The organism is Aureimonas glaciei (assembly GCF_014643375.1).
In the GTDB taxonomy this organism is placed as follows: domain Bacteria; phylum Pseudomonadota; class Alphaproteobacteria; order Rhizobiales; family Rhizobiaceae; genus Plantimonas; species Plantimonas glaciei.
Map to the genome: position 1 here is coordinate 1 of NZ_BMJJ01000012.1, position 18,042 is coordinate 18,042.

At 62.2% G+C, this 18,042-nt stretch carries 14 protein-coding genes; 6 read left to right on the top strand and 8 right to left on the bottom strand.

Translation table 11 applies throughout. The features are described from left to right. Positions 1-613: 613 nt before the first annotated feature. A complete protein-coding gene (locus IEX88_RS20830; protein WP_210319314.1) occupies positions 614-1,420 on the bottom strand; it encodes a fatty acid desaturase in 807 nt (268 codons plus the stop codon). Positions 1,421-1,850: 430 nt separating this feature from the next. On the opposite strand from IEX88_RS20830, the gene IEX88_RS20835 reads away from it, so the two are divergent. From IEX88_RS20835 to IEX88_RS20845, 3 genes are all read left to right on the top strand, one after another. Continuing rightward, positions 1,851-2,540, top strand: a complete 690-nt coding sequence (locus tag IEX88_RS20835) for a DUF2585 family protein (RefSeq protein ID WP_188854417.1) — start codon at positions 1,851-1,853, stop codon at positions 2,538-2,540. A gap of 140 nt (positions 2,541-2,680) precedes the next feature. Next, a complete protein-coding gene (locus IEX88_RS20840; protein ID WP_188854418.1) occupies positions 2,681-3,220 on the top strand; it encodes a sterol desaturase family protein in 540 nt (179 codons plus the stop codon). Positions 3,221-3,709: 489 nt separating this feature from the next. Beyond that, the gene (locus tag IEX88_RS20845; protein ID WP_188854419.1) at positions 3,710-4,414 is read left to right on the top strand and encodes an endonuclease/exonuclease/phosphatase family protein; all 705 of its coding nucleotides are present in this window, start codon (positions 3,710-3,712) and stop codon (positions 4,412-4,414) included. 177 nt (positions 4,415-4,591) lie between these two features. Here the strand turns inward: IEX88_RS20845 and IEX88_RS20850 are convergent, their stop codons facing one another. Further along, a complete protein-coding gene (locus tag IEX88_RS20850) occupies positions 4,592-4,819 on the bottom strand; it encodes a hypothetical protein (protein WP_188854420.1) in 228 nt (75 codons plus the stop codon). A gap of 157 nt (positions 4,820-4,976) precedes the next feature. Here IEX88_RS20850 and IEX88_RS20855 point away from each other — a divergent pair, with 157 nt between their 5' ends. The 3 genes from IEX88_RS20855 to IEX88_RS20865 are packed head-to-tail and all read left to right on the top strand — an operon-like array spanning position 4,977 to position 8,599. Next, positions 4,977-5,753 carry an N-acyl amino acid synthase FeeM domain-containing protein gene (locus tag IEX88_RS20855; protein WP_188854421.1) on the top strand — a complete coding sequence of 259 codons (777 nt, stop codon included), beginning with the start codon at positions 4,977-4,979 and terminating at the stop codon, positions 5,751-5,753. A gap of 3 nt (positions 5,754-5,756) precedes the next feature. Then, positions 5,757-6,311, top strand: a complete 555-nt coding sequence (locus tag IEX88_RS20860; RefSeq protein WP_188854422.1) for a methyltransferase family protein — start codon at positions 5,757-5,759, stop codon at positions 6,309-6,311. Beyond that, a complete protein-coding gene (locus IEX88_RS20865; protein ID WP_244640424.1) occupies positions 6,311-8,599 on the top strand; it encodes a putative bifunctional diguanylate cyclase/phosphodiesterase in 2,289 nt (762 codons plus the stop codon). Before IEX88_RS20860 ends, IEX88_RS20865 begins: the two co-directional genes overlap by 1 nt. 328 nt (positions 8,600-8,927) lie before the next feature. Here IEX88_RS20865 and IEX88_RS20870 read toward each other — a convergent pair whose 3' ends face one another. The 6 genes from IEX88_RS20870 to IEX88_RS20895 all read right to left on the bottom strand — a co-directional run bounded on the left by IEX88_RS20870 (position 8,928) and on the right by IEX88_RS20895 (position 17,617). Then, on the bottom strand, positions 8,928-11,021 hold the full coding sequence (locus IEX88_RS20870) for an outer membrane protein assembly factor BamD (RefSeq protein WP_188854424.1): 2,094 nt from the start codon (positions 11,019-11,021) through the stop codon (positions 8,928-8,930). Then, entirely contained in the window at positions 11,012-12,103 is a 1,092-nt protein-coding gene (locus IEX88_RS20875) for a family 8 glycosyl hydrolase (RefSeq protein ID WP_188854425.1), read from the bottom strand. Before IEX88_RS20875 ends, IEX88_RS20870 begins: the two co-directional genes overlap by 10 nt. Then, entirely contained in the window at positions 12,100-14,493 is a 2,394-nt protein-coding gene (locus tag IEX88_RS20880; RefSeq protein ID WP_188854426.1) for a cellulose biosynthesis cyclic di-GMP-binding regulatory protein BcsB, read from the bottom strand. The genes IEX88_RS20875 and IEX88_RS20880 overlap by 4 nt, the downstream gene beginning before the upstream one ends. 14 nt (positions 14,494-14,507) lie before the next feature. Next, the gene (gene bcsA, locus IEX88_RS20885) at positions 14,508-16,727 is read right to left on the bottom strand and encodes a UDP-forming cellulose synthase catalytic subunit (RefSeq protein WP_188854427.1); all 2,220 of its coding nucleotides are present in this window, start codon (positions 16,725-16,727) and stop codon (positions 14,508-14,510) included. Between the two features lie 239 nt (positions 16,728-16,966). After that, a complete protein-coding gene (locus tag IEX88_RS20890; RefSeq protein ID WP_188854428.1) occupies positions 16,967-17,179 on the bottom strand; it encodes a hypothetical protein in 213 nt (70 codons plus the stop codon). Positions 17,180-17,320: 141 nt separating this feature from the next. Continuing rightward, complete coding sequence (locus IEX88_RS20895; protein WP_188854429.1) at positions 17,321-17,617, bottom strand: glycogen debranching N-terminal domain-containing protein; 297 nt, start codon at positions 17,615-17,617, stop codon at positions 17,321-17,323. Positions 17,618-18,042 lie beyond the last annotated feature (425 nt).

An 18,042-nucleotide genomic window follows, 5' to 3' on the forward strand; every position in this document is an offset into this window, starting at 1 on the left:
CTCTGCAAAAGAGAACAGCCTAACCACTGGCCGGATTTTACTCCGCCGCACTCGGCGTTATGCCGGCGCTCCTGTGGCCTGGTTTGTCACCGCCGTGCACACGCCCCCGGGTTTGCAAGGTCCAGCCTCCCATTAGGAGTGGCCCTTCGCACGACCTCATCGGAGTGCGACCGCCTAAAGGTCTCACGACGAGGCGCCCCGAGCCCCGGGGAAAGCTAAGACCGAAGTAACGGTTGCAGAAATAAGAATTCGCAATCGGGTGAGGCGGACGTGTCGACTACGCTTTAGGCATCTCTAATCAGGTGGCCAGATGCCGCCCTAGGTTTTGAGCAATTTGAAGAAAACGAGTGCAGTTAGAGCCTTCCATCGTGTCCCATAAGGCAGCAGCAAGCCAAATTCCGCACCCGCCATCCAACCTGCAATGCCGCCCTCCGCAAAGAACAGCATTCAATCAGTCAGCAGGTGATATCAAGATCCTCTGTGTCTACACCGCCAGATCATTTAACGCGGTCCAAGTCGGGGGTCTGCGGCTGGAACGGGAACGAGTCGCCCTTTTTCGCGCAGGCTCCTGATCCTTGCACTTGAGGTATCCACATCCGGGACCACTTGAACTTCAGGATTGTCGACCTTCCCGCCAATGGTCAGGCAAGCCCCACCAGGGCACCCACGGCTGGGTGTGATGCTCGTGATGGTAGCCGAAGTGGAAGCAGGAGAGTAGCGAAGCCAAGTACCCGAACTCGTTCGAACGCGCATTGTGTTGGTCAGCGAATGCGTTTTCTTCTTCGTGACGATGGGGGAGGAAGGTGCCGAAATAGAAGAGTTGCAGCGACGATAGGAGCGAAGGCAGCCCGTAGAACAGGACGACGTTGAAGACCGAGGCGCGTAACGCGAAGATGTAGGTCGCCACCACCGTGCATACGAAAAGGATGGAGCGAAGTCCGAAATACCGCGTGAAGAAGGTACCAAACCATGGCAAAAAACGATCGGCCTCGTCGACGCAAAAGTCCGGATCGTCGGCGGTGCCGGGAGCGTCATGATGGTTCATGTGCGCGCTGCGAATCTGGCGCCACGCAAAACCGGCATAGATCGTTAGGATAAAGGTGCCGATAAAAGTGTTCAGCCTCGTCCAGCCCGGCGCTAGTGAGCCGTGCATGGCATCGTGCGCGACGATGAAGAGGCCCACCGTCAGCCAGCACTGCAAGGCGACTATGAGAGGAACGAACGGCAGTGTCCGCCAGCCAAGATCGAGAAAGAACACCGCAGCGATGTGAACGGTCAGCCAGGCGAAAACCACGCAGCCCGCCAGCATCAGACCGATCGCTGTCTGAAATGGCCGGACCCGAGGCCGAGAAAAAGGCGCGCCTTCGCGTTGCACGAAGGATCTCGGTTCACTCGAGGCGGCGACGTCGCTGATCTGCATCTCTCCATCCTATTTTGCGACGTCAGCGGGGGGAATGCGGCGTATCGCCTCCTGACTCACCCGCTAAAGAGATGGGGCGCTGCTGTCGTCTCCAGAACTTGTGACGGTGTCTCGAGATTTCATCTGGTGGTATGTTCGCTCACGCGTTTTTGCTTTGTCCATTGCGATTTAAGCGACGGGCGTCGGCGTGGAGCCCTTGCCGAGGTGCAGCGCCGTGCCCGACGTTGACGGACGGCGGCGGTGAAGGCGGGCGGGGTGCTCCAGGCGAGCGCGGAATGGGGACGGCGGCGGTGTCGTCGGTCTGCTAGAGAGCCAGGATCGCTCGCGCCTGGTGCAGGGACTAGACAGTGCCGAGTTGGACCGTTCGTCCCGCAATTGAACGTTCAGGCCGTCGAGAAGGCACTTTGCGCGGCTCGCCTGCGGCGATGTTGTGCCACTCGACGCGCGTTTTATCGGCCCAGCGCGCGACGCCTGCTATGGATTGGGTCGATGGCGGCGCCATATCCTGCGACTGATGAAACAATCCTCACACGACGCGTGCCAGAACCATCTCAAGAGGCGCGCGACGCCGGAGGGATCCGAAGCGGAGAAGCCGTCGCTTGCGGCGTGCGGCTTGCTGCTGATCCTGGTCAATGGCATCGCGGCTGGGTCGCTCTGGGTGTTCGGGCGCCCGTTCCTGCCAAGGCTCGAGCCGCTTCAGTTGTGGAGCGCAAGCTTCAGAGCCGCGTCAAACTCCCAGCATCTATTCGATCCCTACTCTTTCATGCACGGTGTCTTCGGAGCCGGCCTTTACGTCTTGATTGACGGGCTCAAGCCTAGCTGGTCTACCCGCGCCAAGCTGGTGGTCGCGGTGATGGGTAGCGTTCTCTGGGAGATCGTCGAGAACACGCCTGCAGTGATCCGCCTGTTCAACGATTCGAGCCAACCCGGCGCCTATGCGGGCGACAGCATCGTCAACTCCATGAGTGATTCCGGTTGCGTGATCCTTGGTTTCTTCGCCGCCCGGATGATTGGCTGGCGCGCCACGCTTTTCATCGCGATCCTGATCGAGGTGGCGCTGTCGGTGTCTGTTGGGGACGGTCTGCTGCTCGGGGCGCTAAAGGTACTCGGCCTTGTTTGAAGGGGTGACGAGCGGGATCGGGCTGCGCGGATAACGCGCAGAGGGCGAGGCTTGCCAGCCATGGCCTGGTCCCCATATCTTTGGCAACCGATCGACGCGGGCAAGCCGCGCTTGCCAGTAGCGCAATACGCAGAGACGCCATGACATTCAATGTTCTCCTGTACGTCCTTATAGCGCTCGCTACTGTTGCGGTGATGGAGGGTTTTGCTTGGTCGATGCATCGTTTCGTCATGCACGGACGGAGCGGTTGGGCTTGGCATAAGTCCCACCACGAGGAAACAGAGGGTATTTTTGAGAAGAACGACCTTTATGCCGTTGTGTTCAGCGTCATGGCGGTTGCCCTGTTCTTCGTCGGACAGGCATTGTCACCGTTTATTTTGGCGATCGCGTGGGGCATCACGCTTTACGGCCTGCTCTACTTCATCGTCCATGATGGGCTCGTTCACCAGCGTTGGCCGTTCCGCTACGTCCCGCATCGAGGCTATGCCAAGCGACTGGTTCAGGCACACCGGCTCCACCACGCTGTGGAGGGTCGGGGGCACTGCGTGTCTTTCGGCTTTCTCTACGCGCCGCCGATCGACAAGCTTAAGCAGGAACTGCGTCGCTCGGGTGTTCTGGACCGCGAGCGCATCGAGCGCTCAGTGACGGCCCAGGGATCGGTCCATGCGCCGGTGCGCTAACACAGGAACATAGTGTTTAAGAGCGAGATGCTCGGACCTGCGCGTACGAAGCCTCACCCAGGCGGCGCTGGAATTCTGGTTGTGGGCTGTCAACCGACGGCCTCGCACGACAGTCGTTGGTTCAGCCGCACACGGGTCGCTCGTCGCGGTGACAGGCTCTGCCACGTCACCGGGATGATCGATCGTTTCGCGGCAATGATTGCCGCACGGCTGCAAAGCAAAGCTATGGTTCGTCGAGCATCCGCCGATCCTCGCCGAATGGCACCGCCTCAAACCCAGAGATAGGTCGAGCGTAACCAGCGGAGTGCTTCAAAAGGGGTGCTATGAGCGCGACAACCGCCGCGTAGGCGCCAAAGATCAGCAAGCCATATCGAGCGAGCGCCCGGCCCTGGCGACTGTGTAGCAAAGACGCCGCGAGAAAGTGAGGCCATGCCAGATCTCGTCCTTCTCTGAGCGACGTCTCGTTCTCGAAAGCTTGTGAAATTAGCCATGCGCCTCATGACTTGGAACATTCACGGCTGCATCGGCAGCGACGGGCGCTGCGATCCGGAACGGATATTCGCCGAGCTGGCAGTTTCGGAGAGCGACATCGTCGCGCTTCAGGAAGTCGACGGACGGACTCACCTCGGACGGCGCGCCAACGCCTTCGAGCACTTTGCTGCCCGGCTCGGCGGACATGTCGCTGAAGCTCGTCTCATTCGGCGTAGTGGCCGCGACTACGGACACCTCCTGTGGAGTCGCTGGCCGCTGGAGGACGTCGAGTTCAGCCTTCTCCCCGGCGGAACTCTTGAACGCCGCGGCGTGATCGAAGCGACATGCATGACCCCGGATGGACCTGCCCGCATCCTCGCGACGCACCTTGGCGTGTTCCCTTGGCAGCGCCCGGCGCAGGCAGTCGCCCTTGCCCGAAAGATCGAAGACACGCGGCTTCCGACCATTGCCCTTGGCGACTTCAACGAATGGCGAAGAGCCGGGACAGTGCATCGCTCATTGACAAGACAACTCCCGTTGCTCGCCGCGTGCGCAACCTGGCCCTCGGCCCGCCCTCTCGCATGGATGGACCGCATCTACGCCTCGGACCATTTCCAAATCACCGCGTCGTGCACGCTGGCGACCAGGGCTTCCGATCATCTTCCTCTCGTTGCCGATATCTCTCTGCGCCGCCGAGGCGTCGGCAGCCAGATTCGGGAATGATTTTCAGTTCCACATTGGGCCGAAAGCGGACTGGCAGCTTTGGACCGGAACGACGATGAAGCTGCCCTTTCTCCCGTACCAGGTTGGCGATTTCCGCGGCACCTTGAGAAATTAGACGACCCGCGGCTTCGTTGGAGACAGATGCGGTACGATCTGGGTCAGCGTCGCTAGCACGCCTCAGGTCGGAAGAGCCGCGAATTGCGCTTCAAGATCGAGCTGCGGATCGTCTTGTTCGGCAAAGCCACCGTCGACAAGTCCGTTTCGCCAACCATGCCAGTAGGAGCGGGAGACTTTCGACAGCGAACAGGTCGAGCCGCTCATACCGTCCAGATACCCACACAGGATTTCGCCTTCGTTCAGAGCGCGAAAATCAGCAATGTTTTCGACGGATTGGAAGACCTGCACGACACTACTCCTCCCTACATGCACATCTGTTCCGCGGTAGGCCTATCACCTTATCACCGGGAACTTCACAATCATGAAGCCCAGTCGGATCATCCGGCTGCCCGGCCCATGCCGGGGCCATAGATGTTTGCGCGGCTTCAATGATGAGGCTTCTTTGATGGACCATACACTTTCGTCATTTCCAATTGGTGAGCAACTTCAGCACGAACCGGTTTTCGAGCCGGCAGCCAAGGCTCCCCCGGCCCGGCGCGTCGGCTCGGCAACGCGATGCGACGAGTATATCGCGCGACTTGCCGTCGACGACTCAGTCAAGGATGACGCCTTTCGGCTCCGCTATCGCAGCTATGTCGCGGGCCAGCATATCGAACCAAACATTTCCGGCCGGTTCAAGGATATCTACGACGATATGCCCAACGCCAGCACGATCGTTATCTACGACAGGGGCGTCGCTGTGGCTTCAGTGCGCACCTGCACCCTAGCCCGTGGAACAGACTTGACCTCACCGGCCAGGGACGCGTTCCGGAAAGAGGTCGACGAGCTGTTGGGCCGTGATGCCGGCAGCCCGTTTTCAGGGCGGGGCATTGAGGTAACGAGGCTCGTCCGCAGCCCCGAAGCGGAGAACAATCAGGGCCTCGTCTTCCTGCTCTATCGGATGGCGGGCTACATCGCGCTGTGCGCGCATAGCCAAGTTCATCTTGCCTGCATTCGTGAGAATCATACTCCCTTCTATCGGCGACTTGGTTACGAGGCTGCATCCGAACTGCGCCCCTATCCCGGGCTGAGTTGCCCGATGCGGCTGATGGCGAGTGACCGCGAACGATACGACAGCGTTCGGCTTGCCGTTCCGGCTATGGATCCGCTGGCCGGCCGAACTGGGAACCTCAGCGCCTTTTTCGAAGGTGGCCCCGTGACCCTCTCGGTCAGGGGAGCATAGGTGATGCTGACCGTGCTGATCATCGTGTTCTTCACCCTGCCACTTGCCTCGTTTAGTTGGGGCCTGCGGGGACATTTCCGCTCCAGCGGCGGCATGCCAGCCGCAATGCACGCCCTCACGGCCGCGAGCAGCCTTTCGGCGCTGCTCTTCCTCGTTCTCGTCGCGACTGGTGATGTGGGCAGTCTCAGGGTTCTCGTCTTTGTTACCGTCTCGAGCGCTTCGGCGGCCTTGTTCTGGTGGGCTGTCAGGACGACCAAGGCTAGGCCACCCCAGCTCGCCCATAGCCAGTCCGATCCAGACTCGCTCTACGAGAATGGCCCCTATGCCTTTGTCCGCCATCCGTTCTATCTGGCTTACTGCCTGTTCTGGCTTGGCTCTGCCGTTGCCGCCGGCGGGCTGCAATGGTTGGCTGCCGCCCTGCTGATCGGCTGGTATGTCGCGATCGCGAAGTCGGAAGAAGCGCGGTTTTTTAATACGTTAATGGGAGCTTCCTATACTCGGTACCGGCGCCGGACGGGAATGATCGTGCCAAGGGTGCATGGGATGCTGCGTTGGTAATGTTTTGGGATTTAATCGTCTCTCGAACAAGGGACGGCGCAGCTTTGCTGCGCCGTCTCCTTCGACTGAGGCCTCCAACTTCCCAACAGAATAAGGAGGCACTGCGCGATCAGGCAAGCCTCCTGTTCAGCCTGAGCATGCTGTTCGCGGTGACCGGGATCGGTAATACGATCTTCATTGTGCTGAATTTTGAGCCGCTGGACCGACCGCTTCTTCCTGTCATTGGCGCGGTCATCGTGACGATTTACGGGCTCATCGTGACCGCGTCTCTAATATGGCGACGGACCGACAACGCCTTTGGCTATCTCCAATGGGCCCGCCTCCTATATTCAGCTTTGGGGATCGGCTGGGGCGCCCTGATCAATGCCTTGGCGCACTATGGTACGGTAGACCAGCGCGCGCTGATCATCGGTCTTGCGCTCGGGGTGGTTTCGACGCCAATCATCTGCGTTCCGGCGATTGTGGCTTTCAGTTTTTTTGTTCCCGTCGCTCTTTTGTCGGTGGTGGCAGTGACCCTGCTCGGCATAGCCGATACTGTCACCACGGTGGCCTTCGGCAGTTATACGGTGTTCGCCATTGTCGGCATCATCTGCACGAACATCGCATTTGACGGGCGCTCGAAAGCACAAGCAGCTCTAAGGCGTGAAGTCGCAACGGTGAACATTTTCCTGCGTGAGTATCAGGAAGGGTCTTCCGACTGGCTCTGGGAGACCGACGCAGTCGGACGGCTGACCTCGGTGCCAGCAAGCCTTGCTGCCATCGTGGATTCAAAGGCCGCAATCCGTCGAGAATGGCGTCTGGACACCCTTTTCAGGGCTACGGAAAAAAGCACAAATCATTCTCAATTGACAAACTACTTAAAACAACATCTCGCTTTTCGGGATGTCACGGCGACAGCACGGGTCGGCTCGAAACAGCTTTGGTTCAACCTGACGGGCCATCCGGTGCACAGCGGGGATGGCCATATGAGCGGATTTCGCGGCATAGGGCGTGACATAACCGAGCGCTACGAAGCAGATCTAAAGCTCGCTTTCCTAGCTAAGCACGATGGGCTGACCGGGCTTCTCAATCGCAAAGAATTTGTTGGGCGGGTGGCAAAATTCTGCGAGGAAGGGCGTCGTTTCGTTCTCGCCAGCATCGATCTCGACAATTTCAAGAAAACGAACGACACCTATGGTCACCACCTTGGCGACGAGTTGCTGGTAACTGTCGCCAACCGAATAAAATCCGCCCTTCGCCCTTCGGACGAGGGTGGACGCCTCGGAGGAGACGAGTTCGCGGTCCTCATTGCTGATGCCGATCTTGAAAAAGGCGCGACGGCATCGGTACGACTGTCTGAACTGATTGCAGAACGCCTGGTGTTCCGCGGCCATAGCGTGACCCCCAGCGCAAGTATCGGCGTTGCTGCGCTAGAGGACACGGCCGATGATGCCTCTCGCCTGTTCTTCAAGGCTGACCTAGCGCTTTACAGGGCAAAGGCTGAAGGCAAAGGGGCAGTTCGGCGTTTCACCAGCGACCTTGAGGACGAATATGAGGCGCGTCTCGTGCAGGAAGGGGAGTTGGCCGCAGCGATCGACAACGGGGAAATCACCGTTGCCTATCAGCCTATCGCGGATCTTTTCACCGGTCAGGTCTTGTGTCTGGAAGCACTTGCGCGATGGCATCACCCCCAACGCGGTCAAGTGTCACCGGCTACGTTTATTCCCGTTGCGGAAACCAGCGGTCTGATCGACCGGCTGGGTGAGTTGATTTTGCGTGAGTCTCTCAAGCGAGCGGCCCAGTGGCCCTCGACTGTGCAGGTCAACGTCAACCTCTCGCCTCAGCAATTGGTCAGCGGTCAATTCCCCACTGTTCTAGCGACCATTCTGCGGGAAACTGGCTTATTGCCCGCACGGGTCGGCATCGAGATCACCGAAAACATCTTTGTTGATTTTTCAAAGAGCGTGCTTGACCAACTTTCGGCCATCAAGGCGCAAGGGATCCGGCTGGTTCTTGACGACTTTGGAACCGGGTATTCGTCGCTCAGCTACCTGCAAATGGTTGATGTCGATGGATTAAAGATCGACGCAAGTTTCCTGAGGCAATTGCCGGACAGAAAAGTCGAGGCGATTATTCGGACTGTTACACGGCTGACGGCAGATTTGAACATCCATCTCGTGGCCGAAGGCGTCGAGAATGCCCTGCAACTGCAATGGTTGCGCACTAATGGGGTTCATTTTGGGCAGGGCTTTCTCTTGGGTCGGCCCAAGGATAACCCGCCTCTGGATTGGATCGATCATCTGCCCTGAGCATCGCGATTGGGGCGACAACGAAAGCTTGGCTTGCGGCATGGAAGCAAGGCAAAACTGCCCTCGATGCTGGCAGAACGCGAACCGCACAGCGTCTTGTTCAGTATGGGTCGTTTGTGGCGCAATAGGCCATATCGCGCCGCTGGCTCTAGGGGCGAGAGAGAAATGGCCGCAAATGTCGCAATGGCTTCCACGTCGAAATGCCACGACATGAGGACAGCAAACGCAGGCGATATGACCAGCGGCGGTCTCAAAGTGGCGAACGGGTGCCCGATCAAAGGTCGGGCACCTGTTCGCGTCAGCGCTTAGAAAGCTCGGCAGTGCTGTATCAGTTCCACATACGGTACTGAGAGTTCGAAGTCGCGCCGAGGCCGAACCGGGTATCCTTGGTAGACCGCTTCTTGTCCTGCTCCTTAAAAACCTGGCGCGCCTGATCCCAGCGGCCGAGCTTGTGATTGGCCCATCCGCGCAGGATCTGCGCGCCATACTCCTTGCCGCGCCGCGCCTCGCGCTTGTCGAGAACCGCGAGCGCCCCTTGATAGTCGCCGGACTTGAACAGACGGTTCGCCTCCGCCATCAGACGGTCACCACCACCCGAGCGCGCGCCGTGCTTGGCGGGTCGGTTGCCGCCTTTCGCGGTCGTCGTCTGGGCCTGACGGGTCGAGCGGCTGACCGCCGCCGTCGGCGGCACGTAGTCCTTGAAGTCGGCGAGAGCGGGAAAGTCCTTTTGGAACCGCTTCTGGACGTCCTTCAGAGCCGCATTCTGCTTCAGCCGCGTCGCGACCACAGCAAGGCCGACGACACCCTCCTCCGTCGGCTTCCACTTCACCGACCGCGCAAACCACTCCTGCGCGTCCGGAAACTCCTCCTCATGAATGAGCCGCCAGCCAATCGCCTGGGCGCCCAGTGGCGATTTTGCTTCCGTGACGACCTGCTGGAAACGATCCATGAGACCGCTGTCGACGGGGTTCGAGGCTTCGTCCGCGGTCAATTCGTCGGCGACCATCTCGATGTAGATCTTGGCAAGGTCGGGCGACAAGCGGTGGCTTCGATAGGCAAAGGTCTCGGCCTCGGCGATCTTGTCGTCGTTGCGCAGCGACAGCACATAGCCTTCGGTGAGCTTCGCGTCGCCGCCAGCCTCGATGCCGGCCCGGAACCACTCGGCCGCGCGCGACCAGTTCTGCTGACCGAAGAAGTACCAGCCGACCAGACCCATGTCGCTTGCGGAGCGGGAACTGCGAACGAAATTGGCGTAAGCAGTCAGTTCTTCGACGGGCGGCAACTGGGACGACGTTCCCGAGGCGACGTCGGCCATCTGCTGGCGCAGCCGGTCGAAGCGCAGGTCGTCGAATTCGCCCTGGCCGTTCGGCAGGGTGCGGCCGTACGAGACGAGCGCCTCGGTGCCCTTGGGTGGCAGCAGCGCATTGGCCTTCTGAAAGGTTGCAAGGCGCTCCTCCGGCTTGTCGCAATGGGACAGGACATAGGCGTAGAGGTCGAAGACCTGCGCCATGTTGCCGGTGCGGGCAAAGCCTTCGCCGACATTCCACAGGACGTCCATGCTGGCGCAGACCAGGAGGCCGGAGCGCGCTTGCGCCGAGGCGATCACGCCCTGCCAGTTGCCGGCGGTGGCGGCCGCGTTGACCTTCTGCCGGGCCTCGCCGTCGTCCAGCTTCGTCACCAGGTCCTCGGACGGCGCCCAGTTCGGCTTGGTCGCCCTGATCGCGTCGATGGCGCGGCGGACGGCGGCGTAGTCGCCTTTGGCGTAGAGGTCCCACAGCGGCTGCTCGTCGGCAGTGCTGCGCGGTGCGAACAGGTCGCTCGGCGGCAGCCAGTTCGGATACAGCGTCTTCAGCCGGCGGATTTCGGCGCCGACGCGAACGAGGTCGCGCTGCGAGGCGTAGTAGCGCAGAGCCGACTCGTCCGTCTTGTTGGTCGCGATGGGTGTCGTCGCCTGTGCCTCGGCGAGGCCGGGATCGAAAGCACCCTGCGCGGCGCCGGAGGGCGCGGGTGTGGCTGAAGGAGCGGCGAAAGGGTTGGCCGCGGGAGCCGCGGCTGCCACCGGCGCCGGCGCCGGCGCGGCGATGACGAAGCTGGGCGCCGGGGAAGCGACGGCGGGGGAGAAGGTCGGCGCAGGCGAGGCGCTGGCAGGCGGCGCAGGGAAGTCCGCCGGTGGAGCGGCCAAGGTGCCCGCCGGCGATCCGAAGGCAAGGGCCTCGGCCTGTGCCTGCAGCATCGCCGGGGTCGGGGACGGGCTGGCCGCGGCGGAGAGGTTCGTCGCCGCCGGCGCCGCAAAGGGATCGTCGAGCTGACCCGCTGGCGCGCCTTGCTGGGGCTGGTTGAAAAGGACGGACTGCTGCGCATCGGCGACCGTGATGCTGACAAGGGTGATGGACGCCAGAAGCAGGGACTTTTTCAAAGACATTGCGGGTACCTCTCAGAAAGCGCCATCAGACTCAGGATGTGCAAGGTGCTGGGGTAATAGGTGGTCGGCTCAAAATTCTTTGCCGCGGCGACCATCTCGACTCGCTGCAGGCTGCACTGGAGGAGGTCGTCGAGGGCGAGATAGCCCGGTCCAACCATTTCGTTGATCGTGGTGCCGCCGTCGACCTCCACCACCCGCGGCACCAGGGGGCCATCCTTTCGCCAGGCATCGGCGAACGGCGCCAGCAGATCGGCATGGTCGTCCGAATACCAGGCGAGATAAAGCGGAATGCGAACCGCGTTGTAGCCATAGTGCCGCGGAAAGTTCTGCGCCGGCCGAATGCCGTCCGCGCCGAATCCGATCCAGTCCGTCGGCAGCATCTCCGGCCCGAAGCGGGCCGCCTTGATCAATTGAAGGCCGCTGTCGATGAGCCCGGCCTTGGCGAGCTTTGGGGAGATGACCTCCAGTTCGGCGATCGCCGGCAGCACCCAGTAGGACAGGTTCACCACCGGCGCATCCGGCTGGGACGGCGCGTCGAAGCCGGTGACCGCCGGCAAAAGGCCGCGGCCATAGGGGCTGTCGGCCAGCGCTAGTTCGGCGAGGCCATCGACGATGCCGCGGGCCTTGGCCTTGTAGTCGCTGACCAACCATTTGCTGCCGGCGCGCAGCAGCGCCCAGGCGATCAGCAAATCGCCATCGGTCGCGTCGTTCAGGTCGGTCACGTGCGGCGTGGCCTTCGGGTCCCATCGCCAGGCCGCCAGCCCGTCGTCGCGGATGAAAAGCTCCTGCCGTGTCCAGGCCCAGATCTGCTCGAAGGAGCGGCGATCATCCGCCGCCACGGCCAGAAGCATCCCGTAGCCCTGGCCCTCGCTGTGGCTGATCATGCCGTTGTCGTCGTCGGTCACCCTTCCTTCGGCGGTGACGAACCGGGCGCGGTAGAGCTCCCACGATCCGACGACGTAGTCGCTCGGCAGGATCCTGCCGGCACTGTCCCCAGCAGCCCGGGCGGGCTGCGGCAGCAGCGCGCCGACGGCGACGAGCAGGGCGAGCGCCGATACCGCGAGGGTAGACAGGCGGCTCATGGGCGACGCTCGCCGATGCTTCTGACGAAGAGGTAGGTCGTCGCCCCCAGCAGCAGGCAGATGGCCAGAAGGCCCGTCACGTAGCTCTGCGTGTGGCGGGAAAACCAGCCGGCGACAACGAGGCGCAGATTGCCGAGCGAGCGGGGCTGCGTCTCGAACAGCCGCTCCTCGGCCGCCGGGCGGCTTTCCATCGCGCCGGCGTCGCCGCGCATGCTGGTGAAGCCGCCGCCGATCGCATTCCAGCGGCTCGTCGTGGTCAGCATGGCGACGCTCTTGGCCAGCGCCGGTGCGTCGCTGGCGGCGACGATCGTCCAGGCCGCGCCCTCGGCTTCCGGAGCCGGTCCCTGTGCGATGACGAGGGAGGCATCGCTGGCGGGGCGGTAGGCCATCGCCGGGTCGAAATCGTCGTCACCGGCCCACTGCGAAAGGCCGGCAAAGGCCAAAGCCCGGTCGCCGAGATCCGCGCCGAGGGTCTTCAGACGTGTTGCGAGATCCACCGGCTCGGCAAAGCTCGACACGAAGCTCTGGAAGCCGGAAACCGCGGCCGTTGCACCGCGCGCTGCGGCTTCTGCAATGCCTTGGTCGCCGGTGTCCGTCTCGAAGGCCTTTTTCCAGTCTTCGCTCAAGTCGGCGGCCGCCGCATCGCGGACCAGAAGGCCCGAGGTCTGTCCGCTGCCGAAGCCGGTTTCGGGTGAGGCAAGACGGGCGGCTGCCAGAAGCTCCTGGGGAAGCTGGGTATAGGTTCCAAAGCCGATCAGGTCGCCGGTCTCCTCGTGCGGCATCGTTGTCTGGAAATGCAGGTCGGCCGGCCGACCGACCGACCAGGCGAGCTTGGCAAGGAAGCTGCCGGCGACGTCGAGATGCGCGGGGTCGAGCGCCCCGACGACGACCGAAAGGTCTCGCTGGCTGCCGCCATTGGCCCCGCCGCCGCCGCCCGTCATGGCGGCCAGTTCCGGCAGATGGCCGACCCGCGCAAACGGCGGGATCTTCAGCGTCGAGGTATCCGATATGAACAGTCGGACAGGGGGATTAGCCTGGACTGCGGGATCGCAGGCCGCATCGCTGTCGCTGGGCAGATTGGCCTCGAAGCTGAGGATGTTCTTGCCGGGTTGAAGGGCGCTCAGCGGCAGACGAAGTTTCTGGTTGTCGATCAGGCCACGTCGGCTCGAGTGGAGCTTGATGGTCGACACGACCCTGCCGTTGGCGCGCACGACGAGCTGCGCCCCGTCCGATAGCCGAGCGGTATAGCCGGCGTTCAAGGCCAGCTCACCGTCGGCATAGTCGGCGGGATAGAAATCGGCGGGGAGCTGAAAGGCGACCTGCTCAGTATAGAAGCGGCCGGTGAACTGGCGCGTCTGCATGCCGAGCGCAGCCAGGCTGATGCTCTGGCCGCCGGCCAAAGCGCGGCCCTTCGCCTCGGCGAGGGCGCGCTGGCCGGAGGCGGTCCCGGCCGGACGATGCTTAACCGCGGCCGCCGACAACTGCTGCAGGCTCTGCTCGAGGTCTTCGACGGTCGTGCCGCTGACGATCAGTCGCGGCGCCCGTCCTATCGCGCCCGGTTCGAAAGTGACTGAGGGAATGGGCGTGTTGCCGGCCAGCCGGCTCGGATTGCCGCCGGCAAGCGTGGACTGGGTGCCGACGACAACCTCGATGGCCGCCGGGTCGGCCGGCTTGGCGAACGTCACCTGCGGATTGCTGAATTCTCCGAGGAGGACCGCGGACTGGACCGCGCTCATCGTCCTGTCGACGTCCGCCGGCGAGGCTCCGGCAGGCAAGAAGGCATGAATGGTGGTCACGCCGTCGGTGGAGCGGCGCGCAAGGGCCGGCATGTCCTCAAGCGCGGTGACCGCCGTCATGCCGCCATCGAAGAACAGGCCGCTGCGTTTGGGATCGATCGTCGTCCACAATTCGTAGGTTCCGGCCCGTGAACAGTCGACTCGGTGGTGCTGGTCGACGGCGATCCGAATCTGGTTGAAACCCGGCTGCAAGGTGCCGGGTGCCAGGTCGATCGACAGCGCCTGTTCGCCGGTGCCGAGCGTCGCTGTGCCGACTGGGAGGTCGTTGACGAAGACGCGCAGGCTCGATGATTCCGGCATGATCGAGACGGCGCTCTGCAGCCACAGGACCAGTCTGCTCGTCCGCGTGGTCTCCACCGGCAGCACGTATAGCGCGAACTGGCGCGCGCCGCTTTCGCCTGAAAAGCTCAACTGCTCAGCCGTGGCCGGCAGCGGCGCCAGCCGGCCCGCCTCCGTCGCGGGGGATATGGCGCGCGCGGTGCCGCCGATGGCGAAGGCGGCTGCGGTCTGCTGCGCGGTCGCCGCGGCGGTTGTGACGGCGATGGCGGACAAGCCGGCAAGAGCGGCACAGGCAAGGGATCGATAGAGGGTCATCGGTGCGCTCCGGGTCAGACGGTTGGGCTTGCGGGCAGCGGCTGCCCATCGGCGCTGGCGATACGGGGCTGGACAGCCTGGCCCTCCGCCGGCTTGTCACGGTCGAAGACGAGGTGATGCAGCGCCACGAACGGATGCCGGATGCTCCAGCGCAGGAAGCCGGCGGTGCCCGAGGCGATCCCGTGGCGCTTCTGCCGGGCGGACCGCTTCGACCGCATCGGATCAATGTCGGCCAACATCAGTTCGGCGATCAGCGGGTAGTGCTGGGTGGTGGCATGGAAGCGCAGCCCGAGGACGAGGTCGCCTCCCTCGGCAACGATGTTGGCGGTGACCGGGATCGAGCCGAGGCGTGTCTTGCCGTCGGTGGCGATCACCGACAGGCGTCCCGAGGAGGAGGGGCCGAGCGTCGGCAGTTCCCGGAGCGGTGAAACCTTGGCGCCGCCGAGCGAGATGTCGTTCACGCAGACCGGGATGACGTCCCCGTCGATGACAAGTTCCGCATCGCGAAGGCATGCAACGCGGGGCGCCGTCCGGCGTTCCCGTTGTTCCGTGACGACGCCCAGCGCCGCGCAGGCGACGATCAGGTTGAGGACGTTCCAGGCGCCGACGACGAGGAGCAGGCCGCCGACTTCCGGCTCGGTGTTGTAGCGATAGATCGAGATGCCGAAGGCGACCAGCAGCACGCCGACGATGACGAAGTAGGGCCAGGCCAGTTCCGACAGCCGGTTCTGCTGGAGCGTCTCGCCCTTGGCCGTGACGTTGAAGGTCGGCCGGCGGGGGTTGACGAGGACGCTAATGATCGCCCGCACCAGATAGACCGACTGGACATACTCGTAGAGGTCGGAAATCCAGGGCCAGCGGACCTGTCCGTACAGGTAGTTGCGCAGGAGCTCGCTGATGACGAGATAAGTGATCGTGTAGGCGGTGAATTCTTGCACCGAAGCATCATAGATCTTCAGGTTGAAGACGATGAACAGCAAGGGCGCGATCATGAAGATCAGGCGCATGAAGGGGAAGAACCAGAACAGCGCGCTGGAGAGGTAGCAGACCCGCTGGGCGAAGGTCAGGCCGGGACGCATCAGCGGGTTCTTCAGCAGCAGGATCTGGATCATGCCGCGGCACCAGCGCGACCGCTGGCCGATGAAGCTGGCGAAGGTGTCGGGCTGCAGGCCTGAGATCATCGGCCGATCGACATACAGGCTCTTCCAACCGCGCGAGTGCAGTTCCAGCGCGGTCTCGCAGTCTTCGGTGATGGTCACGCCGGAAAACCCGTCGACCTGCTCCAGCGCCGCGCGTCGCAGCACGGCAGCGGAACCGCAGAAGAAGGCGGCGTTCCACTTGTCGAGCCCTTTCTGGATGGTGCCGTAGAACATCTCGTTCTCCGATGGCATCCTGTCGAAGGTTCCGAGATTGCGTTCCAACGGATCGGGATTGGAGAAGAAGTGCGGCGTCTGAACCAGGAAGAGCTTTGACTGTTCAACGAAATGCCCGACCGTCTCGCGCAGGAACTCGCGGGCCGGCGCGTGGTCGGCGTCGAAGACGACAATCAGCTCGCCGTCCGTGCCGACAAGTCCTGCATTGAGATTGCCGGCCTTGGCCCGAACGTTGGCGATGCGGGTGCGGTAGGTCACGCCGAGCTCGAGGCAGAGGAGCTTCAGCTCCTCGTGCCGGCGCAGCGCCAGACTGGAAGTTTTCGGATCGCGGGAGTGGCGCTTCTCGTCCGTGCCGCCGTCATCAAGTAGATAGACCCGCAGCTTGTCCGCGGGATAGTCCATCGCCTTGGCTGACGCGAGCGTCAGGGCGAGGATCTCCGCCGATTCATTGTAGGACGGGACGAATACGTCGACCGTTGGCAGCTCGTCGCCCGGATACTGCCTGGCGCGCTTGCGCTCGATCGGGTCCGCCACCACGAACAGGCTCATTGCCAGCATGAGGAGGCAGTACATCTCGGCACCATAGAGGACGATCGCCGGAACAAAGCTAACCATATCCTCCGGGGAAGGCAGCGTCGATGTCGTTCTCCAGTAGGCATAGCGGAGTACAACGGCGGTCGCCGTTGCCAAAAAGACGTATCTCCATACCCCTCTGAGACGAAGGACGTATATCGCAAGGCATAGCGCGATAGCCGTCAGCGACAGGTGCATCTGAGTGTCCACGCTAATGGGCTGAGCAATGAGCAAAATACTTATAGTCGCGGAAACAATCCACAGGGCGGACGTCATAAGGGCGCGCATGCCATACTCCTAGGGATGAATATTCTGTATTTTATGTAAACATGAGGGGATGCGTTATATTGGTTCAGTGAAGCCATGAAAGGTGCACTGCAATCAATGGCAATCCGTGCCCAGACCCGAAATTGTCCGGAATCGTGATTAACTACCGGCGGCAAGTCTATTGCGATTGCTCAATTTCGCTGAAGCTGTAAGCGAACTGATGAGAAAATAGGCAATCAAGTAAACATTCGTATTCATTACTATTCTGGCGAGACCAGAGATCGCTCTCTGCGCGAGATCTCTTCCCCGCGCGCGCTGAGCGAGAGCGGCACGTTCTTCACGAGTTCGCTCGGATGCACGTTCTCGCATCCGACGAGGGCGAGCAGCTCACTCGGCCGGCCATGCGCCCGCCCGTCGATCAGGCCGAAGCGGCGGGGTGCCTCGACGATGGAAAATTTGTCAGCGACCGTCATGTCCGAGATTGGCGGCGCAGGAGTGGCAATCCAACGCTAAGCAGGAAGCGGATTAACACTGATCGCGAGGGACGGCCTATGGCGGCTAGCCTTATGATAGGCACGCCCCAATGTGTCGATCAGCCAACCCGGCCGCTCACGCTACGTTTTCAGCGCGGCGTTGTCATCCTGGATCGCCGAACCCAGCAGCAGGAGCCGCCGTCCTTCCAGACGCATCTCGAACTTTGAGAGATAGCGCGTATCGTTATAGAACAGGCCTTCCGCCCGGTCAGACTCGTTACCCATGTCGCCATAGGCATCCAGCACCGCGAAGGCGTTGTCCTGCTTTAAGGCGCGCAGCGACCGTTCCACCAGTGAGGTGTCGGCCGTGATGGCGTGCTCCGACGGATGATCGTCGCTCTCGAAACGATCTTGGGCGGGCCGCGAGGCGGAGTTCATCGGGCGTCTCCGGAAACGGGCATTGAGTATCTCGCTTCGACCGCGAAGGGCGGCATCCGGCCTTCCGGACGAAGGTGAACAGCGTGTTGGAAGAGAGATGGTCCGCCCATTCGCGTATCGATCAGGCTCACTCGCTCGCGAGCGAGCGAGCAAGGTCTTGTACAAGCTGCAATATTGTGCCGCCATATGCCCGACGGTGAACCTCGCCTCGAAACGGCGGCGCACCGTCTCCCGCGGCAGGTTGCCGATCCTGTGAACAGCATCCACCGCCATCCTCGATGGAAGAGACGAGGAAACCGGATCGGCCGTCGTCGACGACCTCGGGGACCGAGCCGGTCGGCCACGGCCAGAATGGCCGACAGGAAGTGTGCTGCTTGACGTCTGCCGCCCGGCGCACTTCGTTGAGAGGCTTGAGCACATGGCCG

What these genes read in the sequence shown, in the direction of transcription:
- IEX88_RS20830 (WP_210319314.1), bottom strand. Translation starts at nt 1,420, where the DNA reads ATGCAGATCAGCGACGTCGCCGCCTCGAGTGAACCGAGATCCTTCGTG.
- IEX88_RS20840 (WP_188854418.1), top strand. Translation starts at nt 2,681, where the DNA reads ATGACATTCAATGTTCTCCTGTACGTCCTTATAGCGCTCGCTACTGTT.
- IEX88_RS20845 (WP_188854419.1), top strand. Translation starts at nt 3,710, where the DNA reads ATGCGCCTCATGACTTGGAACATTCACGGCTGCATCGGCAGCGACGGG.
- IEX88_RS20855 (WP_188854421.1), top strand. Translation starts at nt 4,977, where the DNA reads ATGGACCATACACTTTCGTCATTTCCAATTGGTGAGCAACTTCAGCAC.
- IEX88_RS20860 (WP_188854422.1), top strand. Translation starts at nt 5,757, where the DNA reads ATGCTGACCGTGCTGATCATCGTGTTCTTCACCCTGCCACTTGCCTCG.
- IEX88_RS20865 (WP_244640424.1), top strand. Translation starts at nt 6,311, where the DNA reads ATGTTTTGGGATTTAATCGTCTCTCGAACAAGGGACGGCGCAGCTTTG.
- IEX88_RS20870 (WP_188854424.1), bottom strand. Translation starts at nt 11,021, where the DNA reads ATGTCTTTGAAAAAGTCCCTGCTTCTGGCGTCCATCACCCTTGTCAGC.
- IEX88_RS20875 (WP_188854425.1), bottom strand. Translation starts at nt 12,103, where the DNA reads ATGAGCCGCCTGTCTACCCTCGCGGTATCGGCGCTCGCCCTGCTCGTC.
- IEX88_RS20880 (WP_188854426.1), bottom strand. Translation starts at nt 14,493, where the DNA reads ATGACCCTCTATCGATCCCTTGCCTGTGCCGCTCTTGCCGGCTTGTCC.
- bcsA (WP_188854427.1), bottom strand. Translation starts at nt 16,727, where the DNA reads ATGCGCGCCCTTATGACGTCCGCCCTGTGGATTGTTTCCGCGACTATA.
- IEX88_RS20890 (WP_188854428.1), bottom strand. Translation starts at nt 17,179, where the DNA reads ATGACGGTCGCTGACAAATTTTCCATCGTCGAGGCACCCCGCCGCTTC.
- IEX88_RS20895 (WP_188854429.1), bottom strand. Translation starts at nt 17,617, where the DNA reads ATGAACTCCGCCTCGCGGCCCGCCCAAGATCGTTTCGAGAGCGACGAT.